The organism is Paraburkholderia aromaticivorans (genome assembly GCF_012689525.1).
GTDB classification, from domain to species: domain Bacteria; phylum Pseudomonadota; class Gammaproteobacteria; order Burkholderiales; family Burkholderiaceae; genus Paraburkholderia; species Paraburkholderia aromaticivorans_A.
On record NZ_CP051514.1, the window covers coordinates 754,063 to 773,756 of the forward strand.

At 58.3% G+C, this 19,694-nt stretch carries 19 protein-coding genes and 3 pseudogenes; 15 read left to right on the top strand and 7 right to left on the bottom strand.

Translation table 11 applies throughout. The annotated features are described in order from the left end of the window. Window positions 1-236 precede the first annotated feature (236 nt). The 4 genes from HF916_RS03515 to HF916_RS03530 all read left to right on the top strand — a co-directional run bounded on the left by HF916_RS03515 (window position 237) and on the right by HF916_RS03530 (window position 3,489). A complete protein-coding gene (locus tag HF916_RS03515) occupies window positions 237-1,679 on the top strand; it encodes a PAS domain S-box protein (RefSeq protein WP_168787826.1) in 1,443 nt (480 codons plus the stop codon). Between the two features lie 142 nt (window positions 1,680-1,821). Further along, window positions 1,822-2,151, top strand: a complete 330-nt coding sequence (locus HF916_RS03520) for a non-heme iron oxygenase ferredoxin subunit (RefSeq protein WP_168787827.1) — start codon at window positions 1,822-1,824, stop codon at window positions 2,149-2,151. A gap of 14 nt (window positions 2,152-2,165) precedes the next feature. After that, window positions 2,166-3,182 (top strand): 2Fe-2S iron-sulfur cluster-binding protein, encoded by a 1,017-nt coding sequence (locus tag HF916_RS03525; RefSeq protein ID WP_240975335.1) that lies wholly within the window; start codon window positions 2,166-2,168, stop codon window positions 3,180-3,182. Between the two features lie 34 nt (window positions 3,183-3,216). Continuing rightward, window positions 3,217-3,489 carry a SemiSWEET transporter gene (locus HF916_RS03530; RefSeq protein WP_240975336.1) on the top strand — a complete coding sequence of 91 codons (273 nt, stop codon included), beginning with the start codon at window positions 3,217-3,219 and terminating at the stop codon, window positions 3,487-3,489. Between the two features lie 58 nt (window positions 3,490-3,547). Here the strand turns inward: HF916_RS03530 and HF916_RS51395 are convergent, their stop codons facing one another. Both HF916_RS51395 and HF916_RS51400 read right to left on the bottom strand, forming a co-directional pair. After that, a complete protein-coding gene (locus HF916_RS51395) occupies window positions 3,548-3,907 on the bottom strand; it encodes an SDR family oxidoreductase (protein ID WP_277352269.1) in 360 nt (119 codons plus the stop codon). A gap of 19 nt (window positions 3,908-3,926) precedes the next feature. Then, a complete protein-coding gene (locus HF916_RS51400) occupies window positions 3,927-4,322 on the bottom strand; it encodes an SDR family oxidoreductase (RefSeq protein ID WP_277352270.1) in 396 nt (131 codons plus the stop codon). Window positions 4,323-4,515: 193 nt separating this feature from the next. Here HF916_RS51400 and HF916_RS03540 point away from each other — a divergent pair, with 193 nt between their 5' ends. From HF916_RS03540 to HF916_RS03550, 3 genes are all read left to right on the top strand, one after another. After that, window positions 4,516-4,863: a hypothetical protein gene (locus tag HF916_RS03540; protein ID WP_168787319.1), complete on the top strand. Its 348-nt coding sequence runs from the start codon at window positions 4,516-4,518 to the stop codon at window positions 4,861-4,863. 115 nt (window positions 4,864-4,978) lie between these two features. After that, window positions 4,979-5,308 carry a non-heme iron oxygenase ferredoxin subunit gene (locus HF916_RS03545; protein ID WP_168787831.1) on the top strand — a complete coding sequence of 110 codons (330 nt, stop codon included), beginning with the start codon at window positions 4,979-4,981 and terminating at the stop codon, window positions 5,306-5,308. Between the two features lie 6 nt (window positions 5,309-5,314). Beyond that, window positions 5,315-6,319 carry a 2Fe-2S iron-sulfur cluster-binding protein gene (locus HF916_RS03550; RefSeq protein WP_168787832.1) on the top strand — a complete coding sequence of 335 codons (1,005 nt, stop codon included), beginning with the start codon at window positions 5,315-5,317 and terminating at the stop codon, window positions 6,317-6,319. A gap of 87 nt (window positions 6,320-6,406) precedes the next feature. Here HF916_RS03550 and HF916_RS03555 read toward each other — a convergent pair whose 3' ends face one another. Beyond that, entirely contained in the window at window positions 6,407-7,063 is a 657-nt protein-coding gene (locus tag HF916_RS03555; protein WP_168787833.1) for a response regulator transcription factor, read from the bottom strand. Window positions 7,064-7,480: 417 nt separating this feature from the next. On the opposite strand from HF916_RS03555, the gene HF916_RS03560 reads away from it, so the two are divergent. The 4 genes from HF916_RS03560 (at window position 7,481) to HF916_RS03575 (ending at window position 10,969) form a co-directional block, all read left to right on the top strand. Beyond that, complete coding sequence (locus HF916_RS03560) at window positions 7,481-8,650, top strand: acetamidase/formamidase family protein (protein WP_240975337.1); 1,170 nt, start codon at window positions 7,481-7,483, stop codon at window positions 8,648-8,650. Window positions 8,651-8,885: 235 nt separating this feature from the next. After that, a complete protein-coding gene (locus tag HF916_RS03565; RefSeq protein ID WP_168787835.1) occupies window positions 8,886-10,139 on the top strand; it encodes an aromatic ring-hydroxylating oxygenase subunit alpha in 1,254 nt (417 codons plus the stop codon). Further along, window positions 10,139-10,480, top strand: a complete 342-nt coding sequence (locus HF916_RS03570; protein ID WP_168787836.1) for a hypothetical protein — start codon at window positions 10,139-10,141, stop codon at window positions 10,478-10,480. The genes HF916_RS03565 and HF916_RS03570 overlap by 1 nt, the downstream gene beginning before the upstream one ends. Before the next feature lie 9 nt (window positions 10,481-10,489). After that, window positions 10,490-10,969: a nuclear transport factor 2 family protein gene (locus HF916_RS03575; RefSeq protein WP_168787837.1), complete on the top strand. Its 480-nt coding sequence runs from the start codon at window positions 10,490-10,492 to the stop codon at window positions 10,967-10,969. Between the two features lie 77 nt (window positions 10,970-11,046). On the opposite strand, the gene HF916_RS03580 is transcribed toward HF916_RS03575, so the two are convergent. Continuing rightward, window positions 11,047-12,531 carry a PAS domain-containing sensor histidine kinase gene (locus tag HF916_RS03580; RefSeq protein ID WP_168787838.1) on the bottom strand — a complete coding sequence of 495 codons (1,485 nt, stop codon included), beginning with the start codon at window positions 12,529-12,531 and terminating at the stop codon, window positions 11,047-11,049. Between the two features lie 475 nt (window positions 12,532-13,006). Between HF916_RS03580 and HF916_RS03585 the strand changes: the two genes are divergently transcribed. The 3 genes and pseudogenes from HF916_RS03585 to HF916_RS03595 form a co-directional block, all read left to right on the top strand. After that, window positions 13,007-14,449, top strand: coding sequence for a purine-cytosine permease family protein (locus HF916_RS03585; RefSeq protein WP_168787839.1), 1,443 nt, complete (start codon window positions 13,007-13,009; stop codon window positions 14,447-14,449). Between the two features lie 107 nt (window positions 14,450-14,556). Then, window positions 14,557-14,949: pseudogene (locus HF916_RS03590) on the top strand (muconate cycloisomerase); the annotation flags it as partial. Window positions 14,950-14,959: 10 nt separating this feature from the next. After that, window positions 14,960-15,120 (top strand): annotated as a pseudogene (locus HF916_RS03595) (muconolactone Delta-isomerase family protein); the annotation flags it as partial. A 52-nt stretch (window positions 15,121-15,172) separates the two neighbouring features. Here the strand turns inward: HF916_RS03595 and HF916_RS03600 are convergent. Both HF916_RS03600 and HF916_RS03605 read right to left on the bottom strand, forming a co-directional pair. After that, window positions 15,173-15,889, bottom strand: a complete 717-nt coding sequence (locus HF916_RS03600; protein WP_168788983.1) for an IS6 family transposase — start codon at window positions 15,887-15,889, stop codon at window positions 15,173-15,175. A gap of 185 nt (window positions 15,890-16,074) precedes the next feature. Next, window positions 16,075-16,983 carry a LysR family transcriptional regulator gene (locus HF916_RS03605; protein ID WP_240975403.1) on the bottom strand — a complete coding sequence of 303 codons (909 nt, stop codon included), beginning with the start codon at window positions 16,981-16,983 and terminating at the stop codon, window positions 16,075-16,077. A gap of 230 nt (window positions 16,984-17,213) precedes the next feature. On the opposite strand from HF916_RS03605, the gene HF916_RS03610 reads away from it, so the two are divergent. Continuing rightward, window positions 17,214-19,049 carry a sulfatase-like hydrolase/transferase gene (locus tag HF916_RS03610; protein WP_168787841.1) on the top strand — a complete coding sequence of 612 codons (1,836 nt, stop codon included), beginning with the start codon at window positions 17,214-17,216 and terminating at the stop codon, window positions 19,047-19,049. Window positions 19,050-19,393: 344 nt separating this feature from the next. On the opposite strand, the pseudogene HF916_RS03615 reads toward HF916_RS03610, so the two are convergent. After that, a pseudogene (locus HF916_RS03615) lies at window positions 19,394-19,603 on the bottom strand (IS6 family transposase); the annotation flags it as partial. Window positions 19,604-19,694 lie beyond the last annotated feature (91 nt).

Genomic DNA, 19,694 nt, shown 5'->3' on the forward strand with positions numbered 1-19,694 from the left:
GATAATCGCGGTCCGACTTCAGGTTGGTAGGTGGACTCAAGCGTAGGGAAATCGCCCGCGCGCCGTTATCCGGTCGGTTGATTAGCCCGCTACGGGATAACACTTAACGCCGGGCGGGACGCGCTGCGCCGGTGCTATGCTCACGACCATGTCAAGCCTGATCGCAGCGCCATGAGCACAGCCATTCACCAGAACGAGACTAACTACCGCGACGTCTTCGTCTACGCGAACACATCATGGTGATCCACGATATGGATACCGGCGAGATTCTCGAAGCCAATCGCAAGGCCTGCGAGATGTACGGTCACCCGATCGAGGAACTGCGCGGCATGTCGATCGGCGAATTGACGCGCAATCACTTTCCGTACGACACGGAGGGCGGCTTGCGGCGCGTGCGCGAAGCCCGCGACTCCGGCGACTCCGTGATCTTCGAATGGGTCATCCGGCACGCGAATGACCAGGAAACGCCCGTCGAGGTCAGCCTCAAGCGCATCACGCTCAACGGCATCGACCGCGTGATCGCGGTGGCGCGCGACATCACAGAGCGCAAGCAGGCCGTCGCGCAGCTCAAGGAGCGAGAGCGCTACTACCGCAGGCTGATCGAGAGTTCGTCGGACGGCATCGCGATCCTTTCGGCCGCAGGCATGATCCGCTTCGTGGGCCCGTCGATCTACGCGCTGCTGGGCGTTTCGGCGCGCGTGCTGACCGGGCGGTCGGTCTACGCGTTCATCGCGCCCGACAACGTCGAATCGGTGCGCGAGGCCATCCATTCGCTCGCGCCGGGCGCAAGCGTCAACCTTGCCTATCGGATCCAGCATCGCAACGGCGGATGGCGCATTCACGAGGCACGCTGCCGCAACCTGCTCGACGACCGTGCCGTCAACGGCATCCTCGTGAACTTCCGCGACGTCACGGAGCGCGTCAAGGCCGAGGAAACCGCGCGTGCGCGCGCGCTCGAACTGAGCCGCATCGCGCGCATTTCGACCACCGGAGAGATGGCCACCGCGCTCGCGCACGAACTGAATCAACCACTCTTCGCGATCGTGAACTTCGTCGCCGGCTGCCGGCGGCGCATCGGGTCGGGCAACTATTCAGCCGAAGACCTGATGCGCGTGCTGGAACTCACGCAAAACGAGGCCGAGCGTGCGGGAAGGATCATCAACAAGGTGCGGGAGTTCACGTGCAACCGTACCTATCGACGCCAGACGGTCGACGTCAGGAAGCTGATCCACGACATCTCGGACCTGATCGCGCTACGCGCGCGGCAGGACGACGTGACGGTCCACTATGAAATGGACGACACGCCCTGCGAAATCGAATGCGACGATGTGCTCATCCAGCAGGTCGTCATCAATCTCGCGATCAACGGCATCGAGGCGATGTCGGGTTCGTCTTCCGATCAGCGCGAGCTGCGGATATCCGCGTCGAAGCGGCCCGACGGCGACGTGCAGATCACGGTGTCCGACACCGGGCCGGGCTTGCCGCGCGTGAGCCCCGAGCGCATCTTCGCGTCGCTCTTTTCGACCAAGCACGCCGGGCTCGGCATCGGCCTGTCGCTTTGCCACTCGATCGTCGAAACTCACGGCGGACGCCTGTGGGTCGCGAGCTCGGACGTGCCGCCCCGCACGCGATTTCACGTGATGCTGCCGCGCACACTCGCCGACGCCCCGCCGCGATAAGCAAAAACCTGTAGCCGCTAAGCAATCCATCCGATTTACCCTCGGCGAAGCGGCCACTAACCTGACGCCACGACAACACGCATTCCGTCGATCGACGCCACCACGCGCCGGTCCGCGGAGTTCGACAATCAGGAGCGTCATCATGACGGTAGCCGAGCATACGATTCACATTCTCTGCAAAACTTCCGACGTGCCGCCGGGATGCGCGAAGCGCATCGAGCTGGCTGGCCGTCCGCCCCTCGCGGTCTTCAATCTTGACGGCCGCTTCCATGTCACCGACGACACCTGCACGCACGGCGAGGCCTCGCTCTGCGACGGCGAAATCGACGGCGATGTGGTCGAGTGTCCGTTTCATCAGGGCGCATTCCACATTCGCACGGGCAAGGCGGTTGGCGCGCCCCGCACGATCGATCTGAAGACCTATGCCGCCGTTATCGAGAACGACGCGATCGGCGTGCGCATCGAGGATTGAGGGAGACTATGGTCATGTCAGAGATTCTGCTCGAAGGCGGGGCACACCGCTTCCACTGTGAACGGCACGACACCGTGCTCGGCGCAGGCTTGCGCGCCGGGCTGGGGCTGCCTTACGAATGCACGGTCGGCGCGTGCGGGACCTGCAAGTTCGAACTGCTGGAGGGCACCGTCGAGAGCTTGTGGGAGGATGCGCCGGGCCTGTCCGCGCGCGACCGCGCCAAAGGGCGAAAGCTGGCCTGCCAGAGCCGCCCGACGAGCGACTGCCGCATCAAGATCAGGCTCGACGAGGCGTGCCGTCCACTCGATCCGCCGCGCAAACAGCCGGCCGTTTTCGTTTCGTCCGCGAACATCACACACGATATCCGCGAGTTTCGCTTTCGCACCGCTTCGCGTGCCGCGTTTCTGCCCGGACAGTTCGCTCTCCTTCATCTCGATGGGGTTGCCGGCGCACGCGCCTATTCGATGGCGAACCTCGCGAACGATGAAGGCGAGTGGCACTTCCAGGTGCGCCGGGTCGCACAGGGCGTCGGTACGTCGGTGCTGTTCGACACGCTCGAGCCCGGCGCGTGCGTCACACTCGACGGACCATATGGCATGGCATATCTGCGCAAGGAACCCGTGCGCGACGTCGTGTGCGTGGCGGGCGGATCGGGCCTCGCCCCAATGCTCTCGATCGCGCGCGGCATGGCTGATCTCGACATGCTGGCGACTCATCGTCTGCACTTCTTCTACGGTGCACGCACGCCGCGCGACGTATGCGGAGAAGCACAGCTGCGCGTGCTGGCGGGCTACGGCGACCGAATCGTGTTCCATCCCGCCGTATCGTCCGTCGAAGAAGCGGCGCGCGAAGCATGGATCGGATATACCGGCTTCGTGCATCACCACGTCGAGGAAACGCTCGGCGCCGGCTTCACCGGCTACGAGTTCTACATGGCCGGCCCGCCGCCGATGATCCACGCGATGCAGGAGATGTTGCACGTCCGTCATGCCGTGCCGGCCTCGCAGGTTCATTTCGACCGCTTCTTCTGACCACGGGTCACGTACGGGACAACACTCCATGAACATGACCGACGCCATCGGCTTGACGGCCGGCTTTCTGACGACGATCTCCTTCGTACCGCAGGTCGTCAAGATCTGGCGCTCAGCCTCCGCCCGCGATATTTCGTATGGCATGTACGCCTGCTTCATCGCGGGCGTCAGTCTGTGGCTCTGCTATGGACTGGCCATCGCCGCGCTGCCGCTCGTGATGAACAACGCGATCGTATTGGTCTTGGCCATCACGATCATCGCGCTGAAATACCGCTTCGAGCGCGCACGCGGCCCGAACGTCGGGTGACGTTCTCGGCTAACACGCCGACCGCTTTCGAACCTGCCGTTGAAAAACGACGCGCTGGTCACTGTGAAGGTAACCGGCGCGTTTTCCGGCATATTCGTCGCCTACTGCGCGGTGCCATCAGTTCGGCGATCGGCGAAAGTCCCTGCTCGGGCCACATCGCCGAGTAGCCGCCGTCGACGGCCAGATTGGTGCCGGTGATGAACGACGCCTTGTTGGAGACGAGGAAGAGCACCGCGTTGGCCACCTCTTCGGGTACCCCAATCCGCCCGAGCATGTGAAAAAGGCTTCCCCGCCGCATTGCGCGCGCCTTGTCGCCGCCGGATATCGCATCGAGCACGCCGGACCACGTCCAGCCCGGCGAGACAGCATTCACGCGAATATTGTCGGCGGCGAGATCGAGCGCCTGGCTGCGCGTCAATTGCACAATCGCGGTCTTGCTAGCCGGATAGAGCCAGCGGCCGGCTTGCGCCGCCGCCCGCCTCGCGCATGAACCGATGCGCCCCCGGAAGCAGCATGCATGCGCCGACGACGTTGACGTCGAACGCCGCGAGCCAATGCGCGCGTGTAGACGCGAGCGCATCGTCGATATAGGCACAGGCGACGTCGACCAGCATGTCGATGCGCCCGAAGCGCCCGTGCGCCGCCTGAACACAGGCGCGCACCGCGTCGTCGTCGGCGAGGTCGGTTTCGGCGAACATCGCGCGCTCGCCCAGCGAGGCCGCGAGCGCGCCGCCTCGCTGGGCGTCCGTAGACTGCAGGACAGCCGGAATGATGCCCGCCGCGCCGTTGGTCGCTTCAGATTGCTCATTGTCGGATGATGAAACTGGGGACAAGACTCTAACCGATTCCCCGTCTCTATTTGCACCAGATCCATCAAATCCAGCTTTCCAGACTGCCCGGCACGGTAAACGAGGAAATCTGGCTTACCCATGCCAGAAGGCCGCTTGCAGACCCGGCCTCGCGAAGTCGTCGGTTTCGAAAAAAAGCTGGCGTCATTCCCAGCGTAAGTCTGTTCAGCCAGGCTCCATGGTCACCCCGGTATGCGGAGCTGCTGCCGAGTCTTGGGCTGAATCTCCTGCCCTTCGGTATAAGCGCGACCTCGTGCCTCGGCGCAAGCTCGATGTGCCGGATTTACGCCATCAAGCTGCAAATTTCTGCCGACTTCACAACGCGTTTGCACAACCGACAACGCGGCTTCGCGTTGATTACTTCGGGATTCCAGTTGCCTTGTGCCTCATGGAACAAGGTAAGGTCGTTGCTGTGAATGCCCGGCGGGGCTTCTTCATTGTCGCGATCGATCACGGCGATTACGCGGTGTTCGAACTCCTGTCGGACATCGACGCGAACGTGGCGGAAGGCTCGTGGCATAAGTGAAAGCATCTACCCGATAAGAAAACGCGCCGATTTCGGAAACTATTCGCGGTGTTTATCCTGTTCATTAATATTCCGAGCCGGCCGTGGCGCGGACGTAAATGACGGGATGCTTGAAATGAATGCTGCTAATCGAGTAATAAGAATCGTTTGCGAGACGGGCGACGTCGCGCATGGCTGCGCCAAACGGGTCGAGCGGGAAGGCCTTCCACCATTGGCCGTCTTTAACGTCGACGGCGAATTTTATGTCACCGACGACACCTGCACGCATGGTGACGCCTCACTATGTGAGGGCGAGGTCGAAGACGGCATCGTCGAATGCCCCTTCCATCAAGGTGCTTTTGACGTCCGCTCCGGCAAGGTTGTATCTGCTCCGTGCAGCATTCCTCTCAAGACATATGACGTCATCGTCACCAATGGAACAGTAGCCGTCGAGGTCGGGGAGTAACGCGATATGAACAATATCACCATCGAACAGGCCGGCACGACATTTCGATGTGGTGACGGTGACACGATCTTGTCGGCTGGGCTGCGTAGTGGTCTGGGGATGCCACATGAATGCACGGTAGGTAACTGCGGGACGTGCAAATTCGAGCTCCTTGAGGGCAAGGTAGAAGTGCTGTGGCAGGACGCACCTGGCCTGTCTGAGCGGGATCGATCGAAGGGGCGGATGTTGGCGTGCCAGTGTCGCCCCGTCGAAGACTCCCGAATCAAAATCAGACTCGACGACGCATGCCGCCTGGTTCATCCGCCCAGAAAGATCGAGGCAATCCTGACCGGGACCACCGGTGTCACGCACGATATCCGGGAATTCAGATTCCAGTCTGGCAGTGAAGCCTCGTTCATTGCAGGGCAATTTGCGTTGATCAATCTTCCCGGAGTGATTGGTCCGCGCGCTTATTCGATGGCGAATCTGGGAAACAACGCGGGCGAATGGCATTTCCAGGTGCGCCGGGTTATGGGCGGCAGCGGCAGCAGTGTGCTTTTTGATCGTATGAACCTTGGGGATCGTGTCGAGCTGGATGGCCCCTATGGGCTTGCCTATCTCCGGACTGAGGTCAAACGGGATGTTGTATGTATTGCCGGTGGCTCGGGGCTGGCGCCCATGCTTTCGATAGCCCGGGGCATCGTTGCATCCGGAATGACGCCGGAGACGAATTTGCATTTCTTCTACGGCGCGCGACAGACGCGCGACGTTTGCGGAGAGGAATATCTAAAGAGCTTGCCCGGCTTTGACCAGACGATTTTCTATCATCCGTCCGTGTCTTCTCCTGATGACGGCTGGAATGGCCGGACGGGCTTCGTTCACGAAGCGTTGAAGGACGTGTTACCCGGAAATCTTGCCGATTACGAATACTACATGGCAGGGCCGTCACTCATGATGCGGGCATCCGTCGAAATGCTGACCGGGCACTATCAGGTCCCACTGGGTCAGATTCATTTCGATAGTTTCTTTTAACTAGCCGAAAGGGCGGACTATATAAGGGCAGAAGCCCTTGGTGATATGGGAGCGGAGCGACCGGATAATCATGTCGCTCAGTTGTATTTAATCCTTGGTTTGCCGTTGATTGACTTCTTCTATGCCAAGCCGAACAAGTTCGGCCAAAGATGTCATGCGCAGTTTTTCGCGAATATGTGCTCGATGAACTTCGACAGTCTTGTGGCTGATACCCAACGCAATCGCAATCAATTTCGACGAATTTCCCTTTATTAGAAGTTCGAAAACCTCTCGTTCCCTTGCAGAAAGCTGTTTCAGAAGTTCCGAAGTCTGAGAATGATTTTTGGCCTGCTGATGGAGTTGGCAGCTGATTTTCAATGCTTCCGAAACCTTATCAATCAATTGTTGATCGTTATACGGTTTCTCAAGAAAATCATAAGCGCCACTTTTTAGCGCACGCACGGTCATTGGAATATCACCATGAGCCGTGAGGAATATGATGGGCAATCTGAACCCTGTGGCGCGCAGGCTCTCCTGAAGTTCGAATCCTCCCATCTGCGGCATGCGAACATCCAGGAGCAGACATCCCGGAACGTTCGGCTTGGCGGCGGAGAGAAATTCCCGACCATTCGCATAGACTTCAACGGTGTGGCCGACAGATTCTAACAGCCAGCGAAGCGATACTCGGACCGATTCGTCGTCATCGACGATGTAAACTATCTTTCGGGATTCAGGTAAATTGTAATGGGTGGTGGCAGTATTCATGGGGATCCCGCAGACAGCAAGTAGATCTAGCCTGCCCGTTCGGCAGTGCAACGACATGCAGAATTATAGCAGTCGGATGGCCCAGCAAAAATATAGCTTTTAATCGAGGAACGCACTGGTTAATTTTATTAATAAGGGTTTTCACTGTAAGTGACCCTTCTTATTGGGTAGTTGTTCAGGCTTATATCCAATGGCATTGCGGCTATTTATGATGAAGTTTCATCACTTCAACGAACTATTGAGAGTGGACTGTATATGGCTACGCCGCATAGCACTGTAGAATCATCCGAAGCTCAAGACCTGATTGATGTTACTACCTATACGAGAGGGACGATCGGTCCCTCGATAAAAATGCTCGGGCCTCTGCGCGATGGCGGCACCATCATAGCCGGTACTCCGCCGGGCTGTTGGGGGCCCATGATTACCCCGATTTTCCAGGGCGGTCATGAAGTCTCGCAGCCCGTTTTCATTGAAGGCGCTGACGTGGGAGATGCTGTCGCAATCCACATCGAGCGATGCGAACCGACCTCGCTGGCGACGTCATCGGGGGTGATGACGTTCGTGGACGGGCGGTATCTGGGCGACCCGTTTGTCGCGAAGCAATGCTCGAGTTGCGGTACCGAGGCTCCCGCCAGTCATATCGAAGGCATCGGCGACGAGGCCATTCATTGCGACGTGTGTGGCGCGGAGGTGAGCGCATTTCGCTTCAGCAACGGCTACGTGATCGTTCTCGACAAGGAGCATGGCGTCTCTCTGACCGTGAACAAAAGCATAGCGGACAGACTCGCGCGTACGCCGAATGAGAGCGCGTTGATTCCGCCGAGTTCGGAGCAGCACTCGATTCTTGCGCTGGCGCGAGCCGACTTCGATGGTTTGGGTGCGCATATGCGTCCGTTTCTGGGAAATATTGGTACGACCCCAGCCGTCGATATGCCGGATTCGCACAACGCAGGTGATTTTGGCTCCTTCCTCAAGGGCGCGCCACACGCCTTTGGATTGACGCCCGAAGTGCTGCAGGCGGCGAAAACCGACGGGCACATGGATACCAACTCGGTCCGCGACGGCGCCATTTTGGTTTGCCCCGTCAAGGTCCCCGGTGCGGGCGTCTATATGGGCGACATGCATGCGCAGCAGGGCAACGGAGAAATTGCCGGTCATGCCACCGACGTCTCCGGCATTACCCGGGTTCGAGTCGATGTGATCAAGGGCCTGATGCTCGATGGTCCGATCCTGTTTCAGCGCCTCGATGATCTGCCACCGATGGCTCGCCCATTTAGCGCGGAGCAGCGACAGCATCTTCGCCGGCTCGCCGATAAATACGGGCAAAAGGACATTGAGGAGAACGCGCCGATCACCTTCATTGGCTCGGCGGAAAACCTCAACGACGCCACAAAGAACGGCCTGCAGCGTGCTGCGGACGTTACCGGGTTGCCCTATGACGAAATCCTGAATCGCGCCACGATCGCCGGGTCTATCGAAATTAGCCGCTTGCCGGGCGTGATACGGGTGACGTTCATGTGCCCTCTGTCGATCCTCGACAAGATCGGCCTCGGGAAAATCGCCCGCGCGCAGTACGGAATTCAATAAAGACGGTCACGAGCCACGCACAGCTGTGTGACTCTCGAACCATCGAGTCACATCGCTTGGCGGCTCAATAAGTAGATCTTCGTAGATCGATATCGATTGCTCCGGATGTTGCGGAGAAATGGAACCAGATACTGTGGTGACAGCCTTCCAATCGAAGGTCGATCAATAACTATTGACGCCAGAGCTCAGGAAGTTCAGCTGTCAGTTTACTTGCAAATACAGAGGAGTCGCTAAAATGGAAACCGTGCAAGATCTGCAAGGATCTTCAAAGCGAACGCTGCCGATCCACTCGACGGAAGAGATCCGTCAAATGCTGGGGACCAAACCCGTGAATCTCGACATCATTCGGGATCCGGCGGTCTACAGGCAGGAGCAGGAAAAGATCTTCCGCCGGACCTGGCTGAAAGTGGCCACGACCTGGGAGGTGGCCAATCCTGGCGACTGGAAGGTCAAGGAGCTGGCTGTCTGTGATGCCTCGGTCATCATTGCGCGTGGCAAAGACGGCGTAATCCGGGCGTTCCATAACGTCTGTACTCACCGCGGCAATAAAGTCATTCCGACCACGGAGTTCGAGACGTTTGGCCACTCGCGCGCCAACGTCATGACATGCCGATTCCACGGATGGGTGTTCGGTACGAATGGCGATCTGCGCTCGGTGCCCATGAAGGAGGAGTTTGCGGAGATCGATACCAAGTGTCTTAGCCTTCGGGAAATCCAGTGCGACGTGTGGGAAGGCTTCGTTTTCATCAACTTTGACAGGAAACCGGAACAGTCACTGAAGGAATACCTGGGTGGTTTCGGGGAGCTGTTTGCTGGCTATCCCTACGCGGAATCGACCACGGCCTATCGCTATTCGACGGTGCTCGACTGCAACTGGAAGGTTGCCCTGTATGCCTTCAGTGAAGGCTATCACGTGCCCACGATCCACGCGGGTTCCTTGCCTGGCTTTTCCGGTATCGAGCACACCAATTACCGGATTCTGGGTCCCCATGCGTCGTCGGCCATCTATGGCGGCGGGATGGATACGGCAGATTCGACGCAGAAATTTGCCACGCTGCTGCATGGCGCCGAGACCCATAAGCCTCATCCTGAGCAGTTGCCGAGTGGCATCAACCCGGCAGGTCGTTCCGATTTCCAGTTCGAGCTGCCGTCGGTGTTTCCCAATTTCATCATCCATCTCGCCTCGGGTTGCGGCTACCCCGGATTGTCGTACTTCACGCATCAGTTTTGGCCGCTGGGTCATGGCAAGACGCTGTGGGAAGGCATCAATTACTTCAAGCCGGCGCAGAACGCCGCTGAAGACATCGCGCAGCGCCATGTCAACGCGCTGCATCGCAATGCATGGCTTGAGGATACCGCCACGATGGAAGACACGTTCTTCGGCATCATGTCGGGCGCCATCGACGAAATGCATCTGATGGATCGTGAGTTCCTGATTCGACATGGTGTCGAAACGCTTAACCGTTATCTCAGCGAGGTGGAGGCATGATGACCGAGTTCAAACTTCCGGAAGCTTTTGCGGATCTGACCGAAACCGCGGCCTTTTGGGCGAAGCCGACCGAATATCAACGCAGCACGCTGCGCTGGAACGCAAGTAAAGAGGATTTTGCGGTTCTTTACAACACGATCATGCCGCGCCTCGACGCGATTCTGTCATACATGGAATCCCTCCCTGTGAAACCGGTGCAAGAGGAGGACCGGAATCTGTACTGGCTGGCCTGTGCCTTTGCGGAAGCCTCACCGCATCACGAACTTTATGAGGGCAGCGCGCAGGTGCCTCACAGTTTCGTAGCTGAACGATTTGTTGCCGCGCATGGCAACGCATCCTGAGGATCGCAGATGAATCCGGAGCTCACCAGGAGAATCGAGCGACTTGAGGCCGAGTCGGGGATTCAGGCACTGATCGCCCGGCTGGCACGCGCGTTCGATGATGGTCCTTCGCGCGAGGGCTTGCTGAGCGTGTTTGCGAAGGATGCAGTTTTCCAGATCGATCAATATGGCGTGCTGACCGGGGCGGAGGCCATTGCCGACGGCGTGGTCTCGAATTCGGAGGCAGGCTTTCGATGGACCTTGCACTTCTTGGTGTCTCCGATCATTACGCTGAACGATGACTGCAAGAGCGGCGCCGTCGAATTTATGCTTTTCGAGCCGGCGACTGCTGGTAGCGGGCAAGCGTACTGGATTGGAGGTCGATACACCGCAGATGTCGTCTATGCAGGTGAGACGTGGCGATTCCAACGGCTTGAGTTGTCGGCGGAATTGATTTCCCGCTACGACGAGGGCTGGCGCAGCAAGCCGGACTCGTTGGCAAAGGCCTGAGTCCGGCAATCACTGGAAAACTGCTCCCCAGCGTGTGTTTCACCAATGCCTGGCTCGCTCCCGTTACATGGATCGAGTCAGGCATTTCTGCATCCGGCGATGATCGGAAGTGCAAATGAAAATCGGGTACCAGCGGCCCCCGTTCGCTCTGAATTCAGACTGCCACCATGCGATTCCATAATCGAATGGCACAGCAACAGACCAATTCCGACGCCTTGCTCCTTGGTAGTAAAGAAATCGCCGTTGCGCCGCCTGACGGTGTCGCCCGCCACGCCTTTTCCACTGTCTTCCACGGAAATGATAATTTCCTTGCCTTCCCGCTTTGTGGTGATCAGCAAGCGACGGTTTTCCTCTGGCAAATCGGCCATCGCCTCAATACCGTTAACGGCGAGGTTGGTAATCACCTGCTGTATCAATACATCATCACATTCGACCAGTGCATCATCGACGATGTCGATGAATGGCATGACCGAGTCCTGTGCGGCCCGGATTTCGATAAAGCACCCGATTCCTTCAACGATTGCACGTACCGAGTGAACCCGCCGCGACGTGGTCCGATTGGCGGTGAAATTCCGTATCGAATGCACAATGCGGCCGGCGCGCTCCAACTCTTTCTGGGCTAGGTCCAGGGCGACATTGATCTCCGAGACGCTACCTCCGGCCTCAAGGCGCCGTCGACAGCCTGCAAAGAAATTAACTGCGGCACATAACGGTTGATTGACCTCGTGGGCTAGCGCGGCAGCCGTCTCACCAGCAATGGATAGTCGCGCGTAGTGATTGATTTGGCGCTCATATTCTCTTGCAGTTTCCTCCTGCTGAACGCGAGCGGTCACGTCGCGGAAGTTCACCAGAATTGCACCAAATAGCGGATCGCTCAGAAGATTTTTGAATACCGCTTCGTGATTCCTCCATTTTCCATCGCGATGCAATATCTTGTATTCGAACGTGCCGCCGGTAAGCTTCGCGCGTCGCACTTTGGCGAGAATGGAGACCGCCTTTTTCGAATCGCTTACGTCTAGGAAGTCGAAAATTGACCTCCCGATGGCTGATCTGGCGCGATATCCCAGGATACCCCTGAGCGATTCACCTACATATTGAATGCCCCCCGTTTCATTGATAAGCGCGACGCCGTCGGACGAATTCCGGCTGAGTTCTTCAAAATAACGTCCCCGTTCACGCAGTCGAGCTTCCGCGAGCCGACGCTCAGAAATATCTCTAGAGATTGCCAGCACCATCGGGGTGGCGGCGCCCTTAATCAGTTTAAGGTTTCCCTCGATCGGAATTATCTTCCCGGTGCTGTGGCGGATATGCCATTCGTAATTGAACAGCCCACCAAGCCGTGCCGCACTTTGAATGTAATTAATGGCGGTATCCAGGTTGTAGATTTCGTCCCCGGCTGATAGCTGCCCAATAGTCATCGAGCTCAGCTCTCTCACAGTGCGTCCAAACAGTCGGCAGGCCGCCTCGTTCGCTTCGAGGATGGCGCCAGTGACGCCGTCGTGAATCAGCATTGAGTCATTGGCGTGCTTGAAGACTTCGTAATAATTTAGCTGCAGTGACATTTCAATTCCAATCTGTCAAGCCCGTATTTTCTCTAGGGCGATGTCGCGTTTTCGGGTAATCCCGCCTCTCTAACGCTTCACCCGATCGTCCGACCCATAGGGTGATAAGTAAGTGTACCTATATCGCTAAATATTGAACGCAATGTTCGACATTGTGCGGCCAACTTATCATAAATCACGCTGATCTCGCTGCGATTTTTAACCCGAAACGTCTCGTGAGCGGCGCAATGGAGACGTAGAGATTCATCCAAATTTTGGTCAACTTTCGAAACGAACCCAAGTGTATCTGTTTGGTATAACACAACGTTCCAGCTACCGGCTCGCATCCGCTGCTCGAAGGTTCGTTCGACCCGTACGGCGCGGATGCATCAGGCGATCAAAACCTCAGCATTGTTCGAGTGGGTATGCGGACGGTTTTCTAAAAGTCTGATCCGCAATGACTTGTTTAATCCCTGTTTTTTATTGGTGAGACACCATGAACAATACATCTATTGCTGAATCTCGGAGCGAAGATCACGCACTAAATTCAGTTCCCGACGCCGAACGGAAGGGCTGGGTGGCCTTGAGTTGGACCACCACTGGCCTGGTCACCGGGCTGGTGCAGCTATTTCTGGGTGCACTGATTACCTTTGTTGCGGGCTTCAAGGTTGCTCTGGCGGCCGGCATTCTGGTTACCGTCGTGGGTGCCTTGATGGGCTGGGGATGCGGGCACATCGCTTACCGCTCCGGTCTTTCCTCGACGGTTTTGTCGAGAAAGTTTGGCTTCGGCCACAAAGGCTCCATCGTTTCGTCCGTGATCTTTGCCTTCATGATCATTGGTTTTCTGGCGATCGAAAATGCCTTGTTGTATAGCGGCTTCGTCTTCTATTTCCACCTCCACGACACGATCACCACGCGGGTTGTCGTCTATGGCCTGATGACCTTCGCGTGGGTGCTGTTGACCGCCTACGGGTTCAATCTGGTCGCGCGCGTCTCAACCTATACGCTTGCCGCGTTCCTGGTTGTGCTGGCGTATATCACGTATCTGGTGATCTCGGGATCGTCCGAGTCGCTGTCAACGGTCGCTTCGTTTCCGTCGCAATTCCCTGCAGCTGCGTTGCAGGGGATGGGCATCACTTCGGAATGGGGCAAATTTATTTTTGCCGTCAATATGCTGATCGGTTCGGCCGGGGCGCTCGCGCTGGTGGATGCTGACATCGGTCGATATGCCAAGCGTTCCCGCGATATTGGTATCGCAGCCTTGTTCGGCAATGTGGCGATGGACATTTTCATGCTGTCGCTCGGCGGCATCATCATGCATGCCGGTGCGGCGCAACTGATCGCGTACTACCAAAGCAATGGCATGTCGCTCGAGGCCGCGCAACAAGCTTCGCTGGCTGGTCCGGACAGCATCACGGCGGCGTTTATCGTGTTTTCGGGTGGCTTCGGTGCGCTGCTGATGGTGCTTGCGCAAAGCAAAACCCAGGTGCTGAACACCTATAGCGCCTCTCTGTCGCTGTCGAATCTCGCGGACGTGCTGAGCGGATGGCGGCCGGGCCGCATCCTGTTCGTCGTCGTTGCGAACATCATCGGCCTCGTGATGCTGTATGGAAAGCTCCTGTCACTCGTGAACTCCTATGTGACGCTGCTTGGCGTTCTGACCACCGCGTTTGCCGGCGTGATCATTGCCGACTACTTCATTGTCCGACCGCAGCAGAGAAAGCAGGGCACAGAGCCGAAGACCGTTGATGCCTGCAATTTTGCCGGCGTCGCGACCACGGTCATTGCCTTCGTCCTGTCGCACTGGGTGCTGAACACAATCGTGCCGATCGAATTTGTGACGACGGTGACGGTGTGTCTGATCGTCTATCCGGTGCTGCGTTTATGGGTGCTGCGACCGTCACTGTCTCTGGTGGGAGGCGACCCACGAGGCGCTTAACCCATTGTTGGAACGGGCGCTGTGCCATCGGTGCAGATGCTGGGGGCGCGCCCGTTCCCATCAATACATTGACCATTCCTTCCGTACCACTTCAATTCACTCCGGTCATGACTGCACCGACGATCGAACGTATTGAAACCCGCCTCGTCGATTTGCCGACAATCCGTCCGCACAAGCTCTCAGTTGCCACGATGGATGGGCACACGCTGATGCTCTTGAAGATCTATTGCAGCGATGGGGTGGTAAGGATTGGCGAGGGCACCCCGATTGCCGGCATGGCCTATTGGCCGGAAAGCCCGGAATCGATGAAGCTCGCGATCGATGCGTGTTCCGCACCGGCGATGATCGGCACGGATGCGACACGTATCGAGCGATTAATGGGGGACGTTGGCAAACTGCTGAAATTCACTCATTTTTCGAACAGTACGCTCGACACCGCGCTGCTCGATGCACACGGCAAGCGCCTGAGTGTGCCGGTCAGCGAACTACTCGGTGGCCGCCACGTTGATCATGCTTATCCACGTACGTATGGATGTGAATATCCCGGGCGACATGGCGGCCGGGGTCGCCGACGAGATCAAGGCGCGCGAAAAAAAGCCTATTCACAGGAGCTGCAGCGTAGCGGCAAATGGGCGCCATATCTGGCGCTGGTGGGCGAATACGGGAATTGGCATTGTCAACTTGCCGATTGCGAGACGGCACGATGGCAGATGCGACGACGGGTCAGAAGGTAGTCGAGGGATTTTGGGCGAGTTCGGCGAATTCGCGCCATGCAGCGAACCGGGCTGCGAGTTCTTTGCGATAAAGTGAGGCGCGTAGCAAGTGCCGCTTCAGTGCGAAATGTTGCCGGATTGGCCCGAAGCACGAGAGGAATTCTTGCGTGCGTTTCGGGTCGCGAAAGCCGCGCATGCGACGCTCGCGTTCGCGTGTTGGTTGGTGGCTGTTCTCCGCGCGGTTGTTCAGGCGGGCGGCCGCTTTGACGAACACATGCTTCACGCTCGCCAACTCTGGAATTTCGGCCTTCGCGGCCGGATAACTTCGCAGCTGATCGGTGACGATCTTGCGCGGCATCGGGCTCGAGCGCAGCACACGCTTGAAGAACCGCTTGGCTGCGGCCTTGTCGCGCCGCTTTTGTAGCAGGATGTCGAGTTCGGCGCCGTGCTCGTCGACCGCACGCCACAGCAGGTACGGTTCGCCACGCAGCGTGACGAACATCTCGTCGAGGTGCCACGTGCTACCCGGCTTGCGTCGCGCTGCTTTTACCCGATGCGCAAAGCCCTTACCAAACTTGTCACACCAGCATCGGATCGTTTCATATGTCACGGTTACACCGCGCTCGAAGAGCAGTTCCTCGATGTCGCGCAAGCTCAACTGGAATCGAAAATACCAGCGAACTGCATGGCAGATGACCGATGCTGGGAAACGATGACTGTGGTAAATCTATTTTGCTTTCTTCATCACGCCATCTTACGCGACCGGCCCGCCAACCTGACAACGCCTGCAGAAGGTCATTCGCGCAAATAGCCGCTTAAGTTCCAAACAGAATGGAACACTACACTTCTATGGGGCAAGGTGATCTGCTGCTGAGTCTCGCCTGCAACTTCGCCGTTGCTGGGGCTCGATCTTTAAGATTTGCCTCCGCTGGCCGCCTGCAGCGCGGCCAGGACCGTGGAAACCGCTGCGCTATGCGGCTCCGCAGTCAACACGCCGATTTTCCGTGCCGCGGTCGACAGGCTCAATGGCAATTGCCGCAACTCGCTATTCAGATCCGTTTCACCGCGGCGAAGCCTTGTCGACACAAACAGGCACGGAACGCGCCGCGCCACGGCGCAGTTGCTCAGGTGCGAGGTCGACTCCATCAGGATTCGAGGCATGGCGACCCCAGCCTGCGCGAACTCCACTTCAAGCGCCATCCGCATGGGTGAACCCATTGGCGGCATGATCCACGGATAGGTAGAAGCGTCACGCCAGGTGACACGGCTGAGCTGCTGCAGTGGATGATCCTTCGGTGCGACTATCACGATTTCATCGCTATAAAGCTCGGTAACCGAAAAGCCCGAGGTCAGTGCCGTCGCGTCCAGTCGGCACACGACCATGTCGAGTTCCCGACGTTGCATGAGCGGCAGCAGATAGTCGAGAGTGTTCTCTGAAAAATTGATCTGAAGCGTGGGAGCGAGCCTGGAAAGATGTTCAATGACGCCAGGCAGCAGGCGCATGGAGATGTACGGCAGCATGCCGATTTTCAGCGGCAGGCTTGTGCCGCGCGTCAATGCATCGAACGCCGGCTGAACCGTTCGCAGGTCGGTCAGGATCCGGGCGATGCACTCGAGCATGGATTCGCCGTACGCAGTCGGGGCCACCCGCCGCGAGGTGCGCTCGAAGAGCGGCAGCCCGAGTGTGTCTTCCAGTTCCCGCAGCCATTTCGATAGCGCCGGCTGAGTGATCGATGCTTCTTCGGCGGTGCGCGCGAAGCTGCGATAGCGCCCCAGCCAGTCAAGCGTCTCCAGATCGCGTATCCGCAACTTTCGCAGCACGTGCGGCAAATGTTCGATGCGGCTCTTGTCGGCACCCGGCGGAACCACGACAGGAAGCGAGGCGGACTGCCTTTTCGTTACGGTCATCAGGGACCTCTTATTCATTACCATGAGGTTATGGATCGGTGTCGATTTTTCATCGAAGCGTACCGCATATTGCTGGACAATGAATCATGCGGCGCGAGATGAACTGTTTGAAACAGTGCTGAATAAAACGTGGAGACAACTGTATGGACGATCGAAAAACCGTGGACGCCAAAGTCCCGGACCAACCAGAAAGCGAACGCAGGCGGCACTTTCTGAAAGTGGCGGGCGCGGGTGCGGCCGTGGCGGCGGCGGGCATCGCCAAATCGGCAGAGGCCGTCACGCAGCATCTCGATCTGGCCTCGAATTCGCTTCGTACCGCGCCAGACAGCGCACCAGCCGGCTACAACATTCTCTTCATCCTGACCGATCAGGAACGGTACTTCGAAACCTGGCCGTTTCCCGTTCCAGGCCGTGAAGCGATGCGCCGCGAAGGCATTACGTTCACCCGGCATCAAATCGCTTCCTGTGTCTGCTCACCGTCACGTTCGACCATTTACACGGGCCAGCACACGCAACACACAGGCGTGCTCGACAACGCAGGCGTCCCCTGGCAAACCGATATGTCGACGGACATCCGCACGGTCGGCCACATGATGCGCGACGCCGGCTACTATGCCGCGTACCTCGGCAAATGGCACCTAAGCGCGAACCTTCATGAAACAAAGAGTCCGTACAACGCGCCTGTCTCCGACTACAACCACAGGATCAAGGAATACGGATTCGACGACTACTTCGGCGTGGGCGATCTGGTCGGCGAGGTTCGCGGCGGCTACAACTATGATGGCATCACGACCGAGTCGGCAGTCAGCTGGATGCGCACCCGTGCGCCGCAGTTGGCAAAGGACCGCAAACCCTGGTTTCTCGCGGTCAATCTGGTCAATCCGCACGACGTGATGTTCGTGAACACGGACCCGCCTGGGTCGGACCTGCAGCGCGCCAACACAATGATCATCGGCAATGCGCCCCCGCCGCAGGACGCGCTGTACCAGCGAGGCTGGAGCCAGGTTCCGCTCGCTGCTTCGAGGCGCCAGCCGTATGACGACCCTGGGCGCCCGCCCGCTCACGGCATGTATGCCGATGCGCACGTCAATCTGGTGGGACGTTTTCCGTTCACCGACGAGCGGGTTCGCGTCTACCAGAACAATTACTTCAACTGCATCCGCGATTGCGACACGCAGGTCGTGAGGCTTTTGCAGGCGCTCCAGACACTCGGCCTTGATGAGCGGACGATCGTCGTGATGACAGCGGACCACGGCGATCACGTTGGCGCGCACCAACTGGTCGACAAGGGCGCGACGACTTATCAGCCGCAGAATCACGTGCCCTTCGTCATCCGCCACCCGGCCTATCCTGGTGGCAAGCAGTGCGGCGCGTTGACATCGCATGTCGACATTACGCCGACCCTGCTCGGCCTGACCGGGCTCGATGAAGGCCGCCTGCAGAAGATCGGCGGCGACGCGTTGAAGGGGCATGACCTTACCGGCCTGCTCGGCAAGCCCGAGGCGGCCAAGGTCGACACCGTGCGTTCGACTGCGCTGTTTAACTACGCCATGCTGCTTTACTACGACAGCGAGTGGATGCTGAAGGAATTCAGGACGTTGCACGAAAAAGGCGTGCCGCAGGAGGAGATTCGTCGGCGGGCGCTCGCGCAACAGCCCGATTTCAGGCTGCGCGGAACCATACGGAGTGTGTTTGACGGGCGTTATCGATTTAGCCGCTATTTCTCGCCGCTCGAGTTCAATCGTCCAACCACGCTCGAAACGCTATTCGCCAGGAACGACGTTGAAGTCTATGATCTGGTCAACGATCCCGGGGAGATGCGCAATCTCGCCGTCGACCGCAAGCGCAACGGCGAGCTGCTGCTCGCGTTGAACGACAAGCTGAATGAAGCGATCGACACGGAGGTCGGCGAGGATAGCCCCGACGTGATGCCGATTCGCGACGGCAAGGTGCAACTGCAGACAAGGGAAGCCATCTAGATTCCTTGACTGAATTGATTTCGTAGCAATTGAGTCAGGTTTTTCTATGCAGCGATTTTCGCTTCGTCGCACCATGTGTTGACGGCCTGTTCGGCGGAGCGGAAGCTGCGCTGCAATGATGCTGGTGAGGCCGCAGGTGCCTGAGGGCTGATCAATGCGAGGCCGGGCCGCAGGATGCGCGAGTACACGCGTGTATAGAACAGGGCGGTCTGCAAGCCCAGGTCCGTAAGGTGATAGCGGTCGGTCCGGGGACTCGTTCGATCAGGCCATGCAGGCGCAGGCGTCGCAACGGCATTGTCAACTTGCCGATTGCGAGACGGCACGATGGCAGATGCGACGACGGGTCAGAAGGTAGTCGAGGGATTTTGGGCGAGTTCGGCGAATTCGCGCCATGCAGCGAACCGGGCTGCGAGTTCTTTGCGATAAAGTGAGGCGCGTAGCAAGTGCCGCTTCAGTGCGAAATGTTGCCGGATTGGCCCGAAGCACGAGAGGAATTCTTGCGTGCGTTTCGGGTCGCGAAAGCCGCGCATGCGACGCTCGCGTTCGCGTGTTGGTGCGGAGCGCAAACGCAAGAAGCCAAAGCTGACGCTTCGCGATTGCGCGTTCGGCGCGCGTTTTTTCGCTACTGGAACGGTGGGCCGCACA

What these genes read in the sequence shown, in the direction of transcription:
- HF916_RS03515 (WP_168787826.1), top strand. Translation starts at nt 237, where the DNA reads ATGGTGATCCACGATATGGATACCGGCGAGATTCTCGAAGCCAATCGC.
- HF916_RS03520 (WP_168787827.1), top strand. Translation starts at nt 1,822, where the DNA reads ATGACGGTAGCCGAGCATACGATTCACATTCTCTGCAAAACTTCCGAC.
- HF916_RS03525 (WP_240975335.1), top strand. Translation starts at nt 2,166, where the DNA reads ATGTCAGAGATTCTGCTCGAAGGCGGGGCACACCGCTTCCACTGTGAA.
- HF916_RS03530 (WP_240975336.1), top strand. Translation starts at nt 3,217, where the DNA reads ATGACCGACGCCATCGGCTTGACGGCCGGCTTTCTGACGACGATCTCC.
- HF916_RS03540 (WP_168787319.1), top strand. Translation starts at nt 4,516, where the DNA reads ATGGTCACCCCGGTATGCGGAGCTGCTGCCGAGTCTTGGGCTGAATCT.
- HF916_RS03545 (WP_168787831.1), top strand. Translation starts at nt 4,979, where the DNA reads ATGAATGCTGCTAATCGAGTAATAAGAATCGTTTGCGAGACGGGCGAC.
- HF916_RS03550 (WP_168787832.1), top strand. Translation starts at nt 5,315, where the DNA reads ATGAACAATATCACCATCGAACAGGCCGGCACGACATTTCGATGTGGT.
- HF916_RS03555 (WP_168787833.1), bottom strand. Translation starts at nt 7,063, where the DNA reads ATGAATACTGCCACCACCCATTACAATTTACCTGAATCCCGAAAGATA.
- HF916_RS03560 (WP_240975337.1), top strand. Translation starts at nt 7,481, where the DNA reads ATGATTACCCCGATTTTCCAGGGCGGTCATGAAGTCTCGCAGCCCGTT.
- HF916_RS03565 (WP_168787835.1), top strand. Translation starts at nt 8,886, where the DNA reads ATGGAAACCGTGCAAGATCTGCAAGGATCTTCAAAGCGAACGCTGCCG.
- HF916_RS03570 (WP_168787836.1), top strand. Translation starts at nt 10,139, where the DNA reads ATGACCGAGTTCAAACTTCCGGAAGCTTTTGCGGATCTGACCGAAACC.
- HF916_RS03575 (WP_168787837.1), top strand. Translation starts at nt 10,490, where the DNA reads ATGAATCCGGAGCTCACCAGGAGAATCGAGCGACTTGAGGCCGAGTCG.
- HF916_RS03580 (WP_168787838.1), bottom strand. Translation starts at nt 12,531, where the DNA reads ATGTCACTGCAGCTAAATTATTACGAAGTCTTCAAGCACGCCAATGAC.
- HF916_RS03585 (WP_168787839.1), top strand. Translation starts at nt 13,007, where the DNA reads ATGAACAATACATCTATTGCTGAATCTCGGAGCGAAGATCACGCACTA.
- HF916_RS03610 (WP_168787841.1), top strand. Translation starts at nt 17,214, where the DNA reads ATGGACGATCGAAAAACCGTGGACGCCAAAGTCCCGGACCAACCAGAA.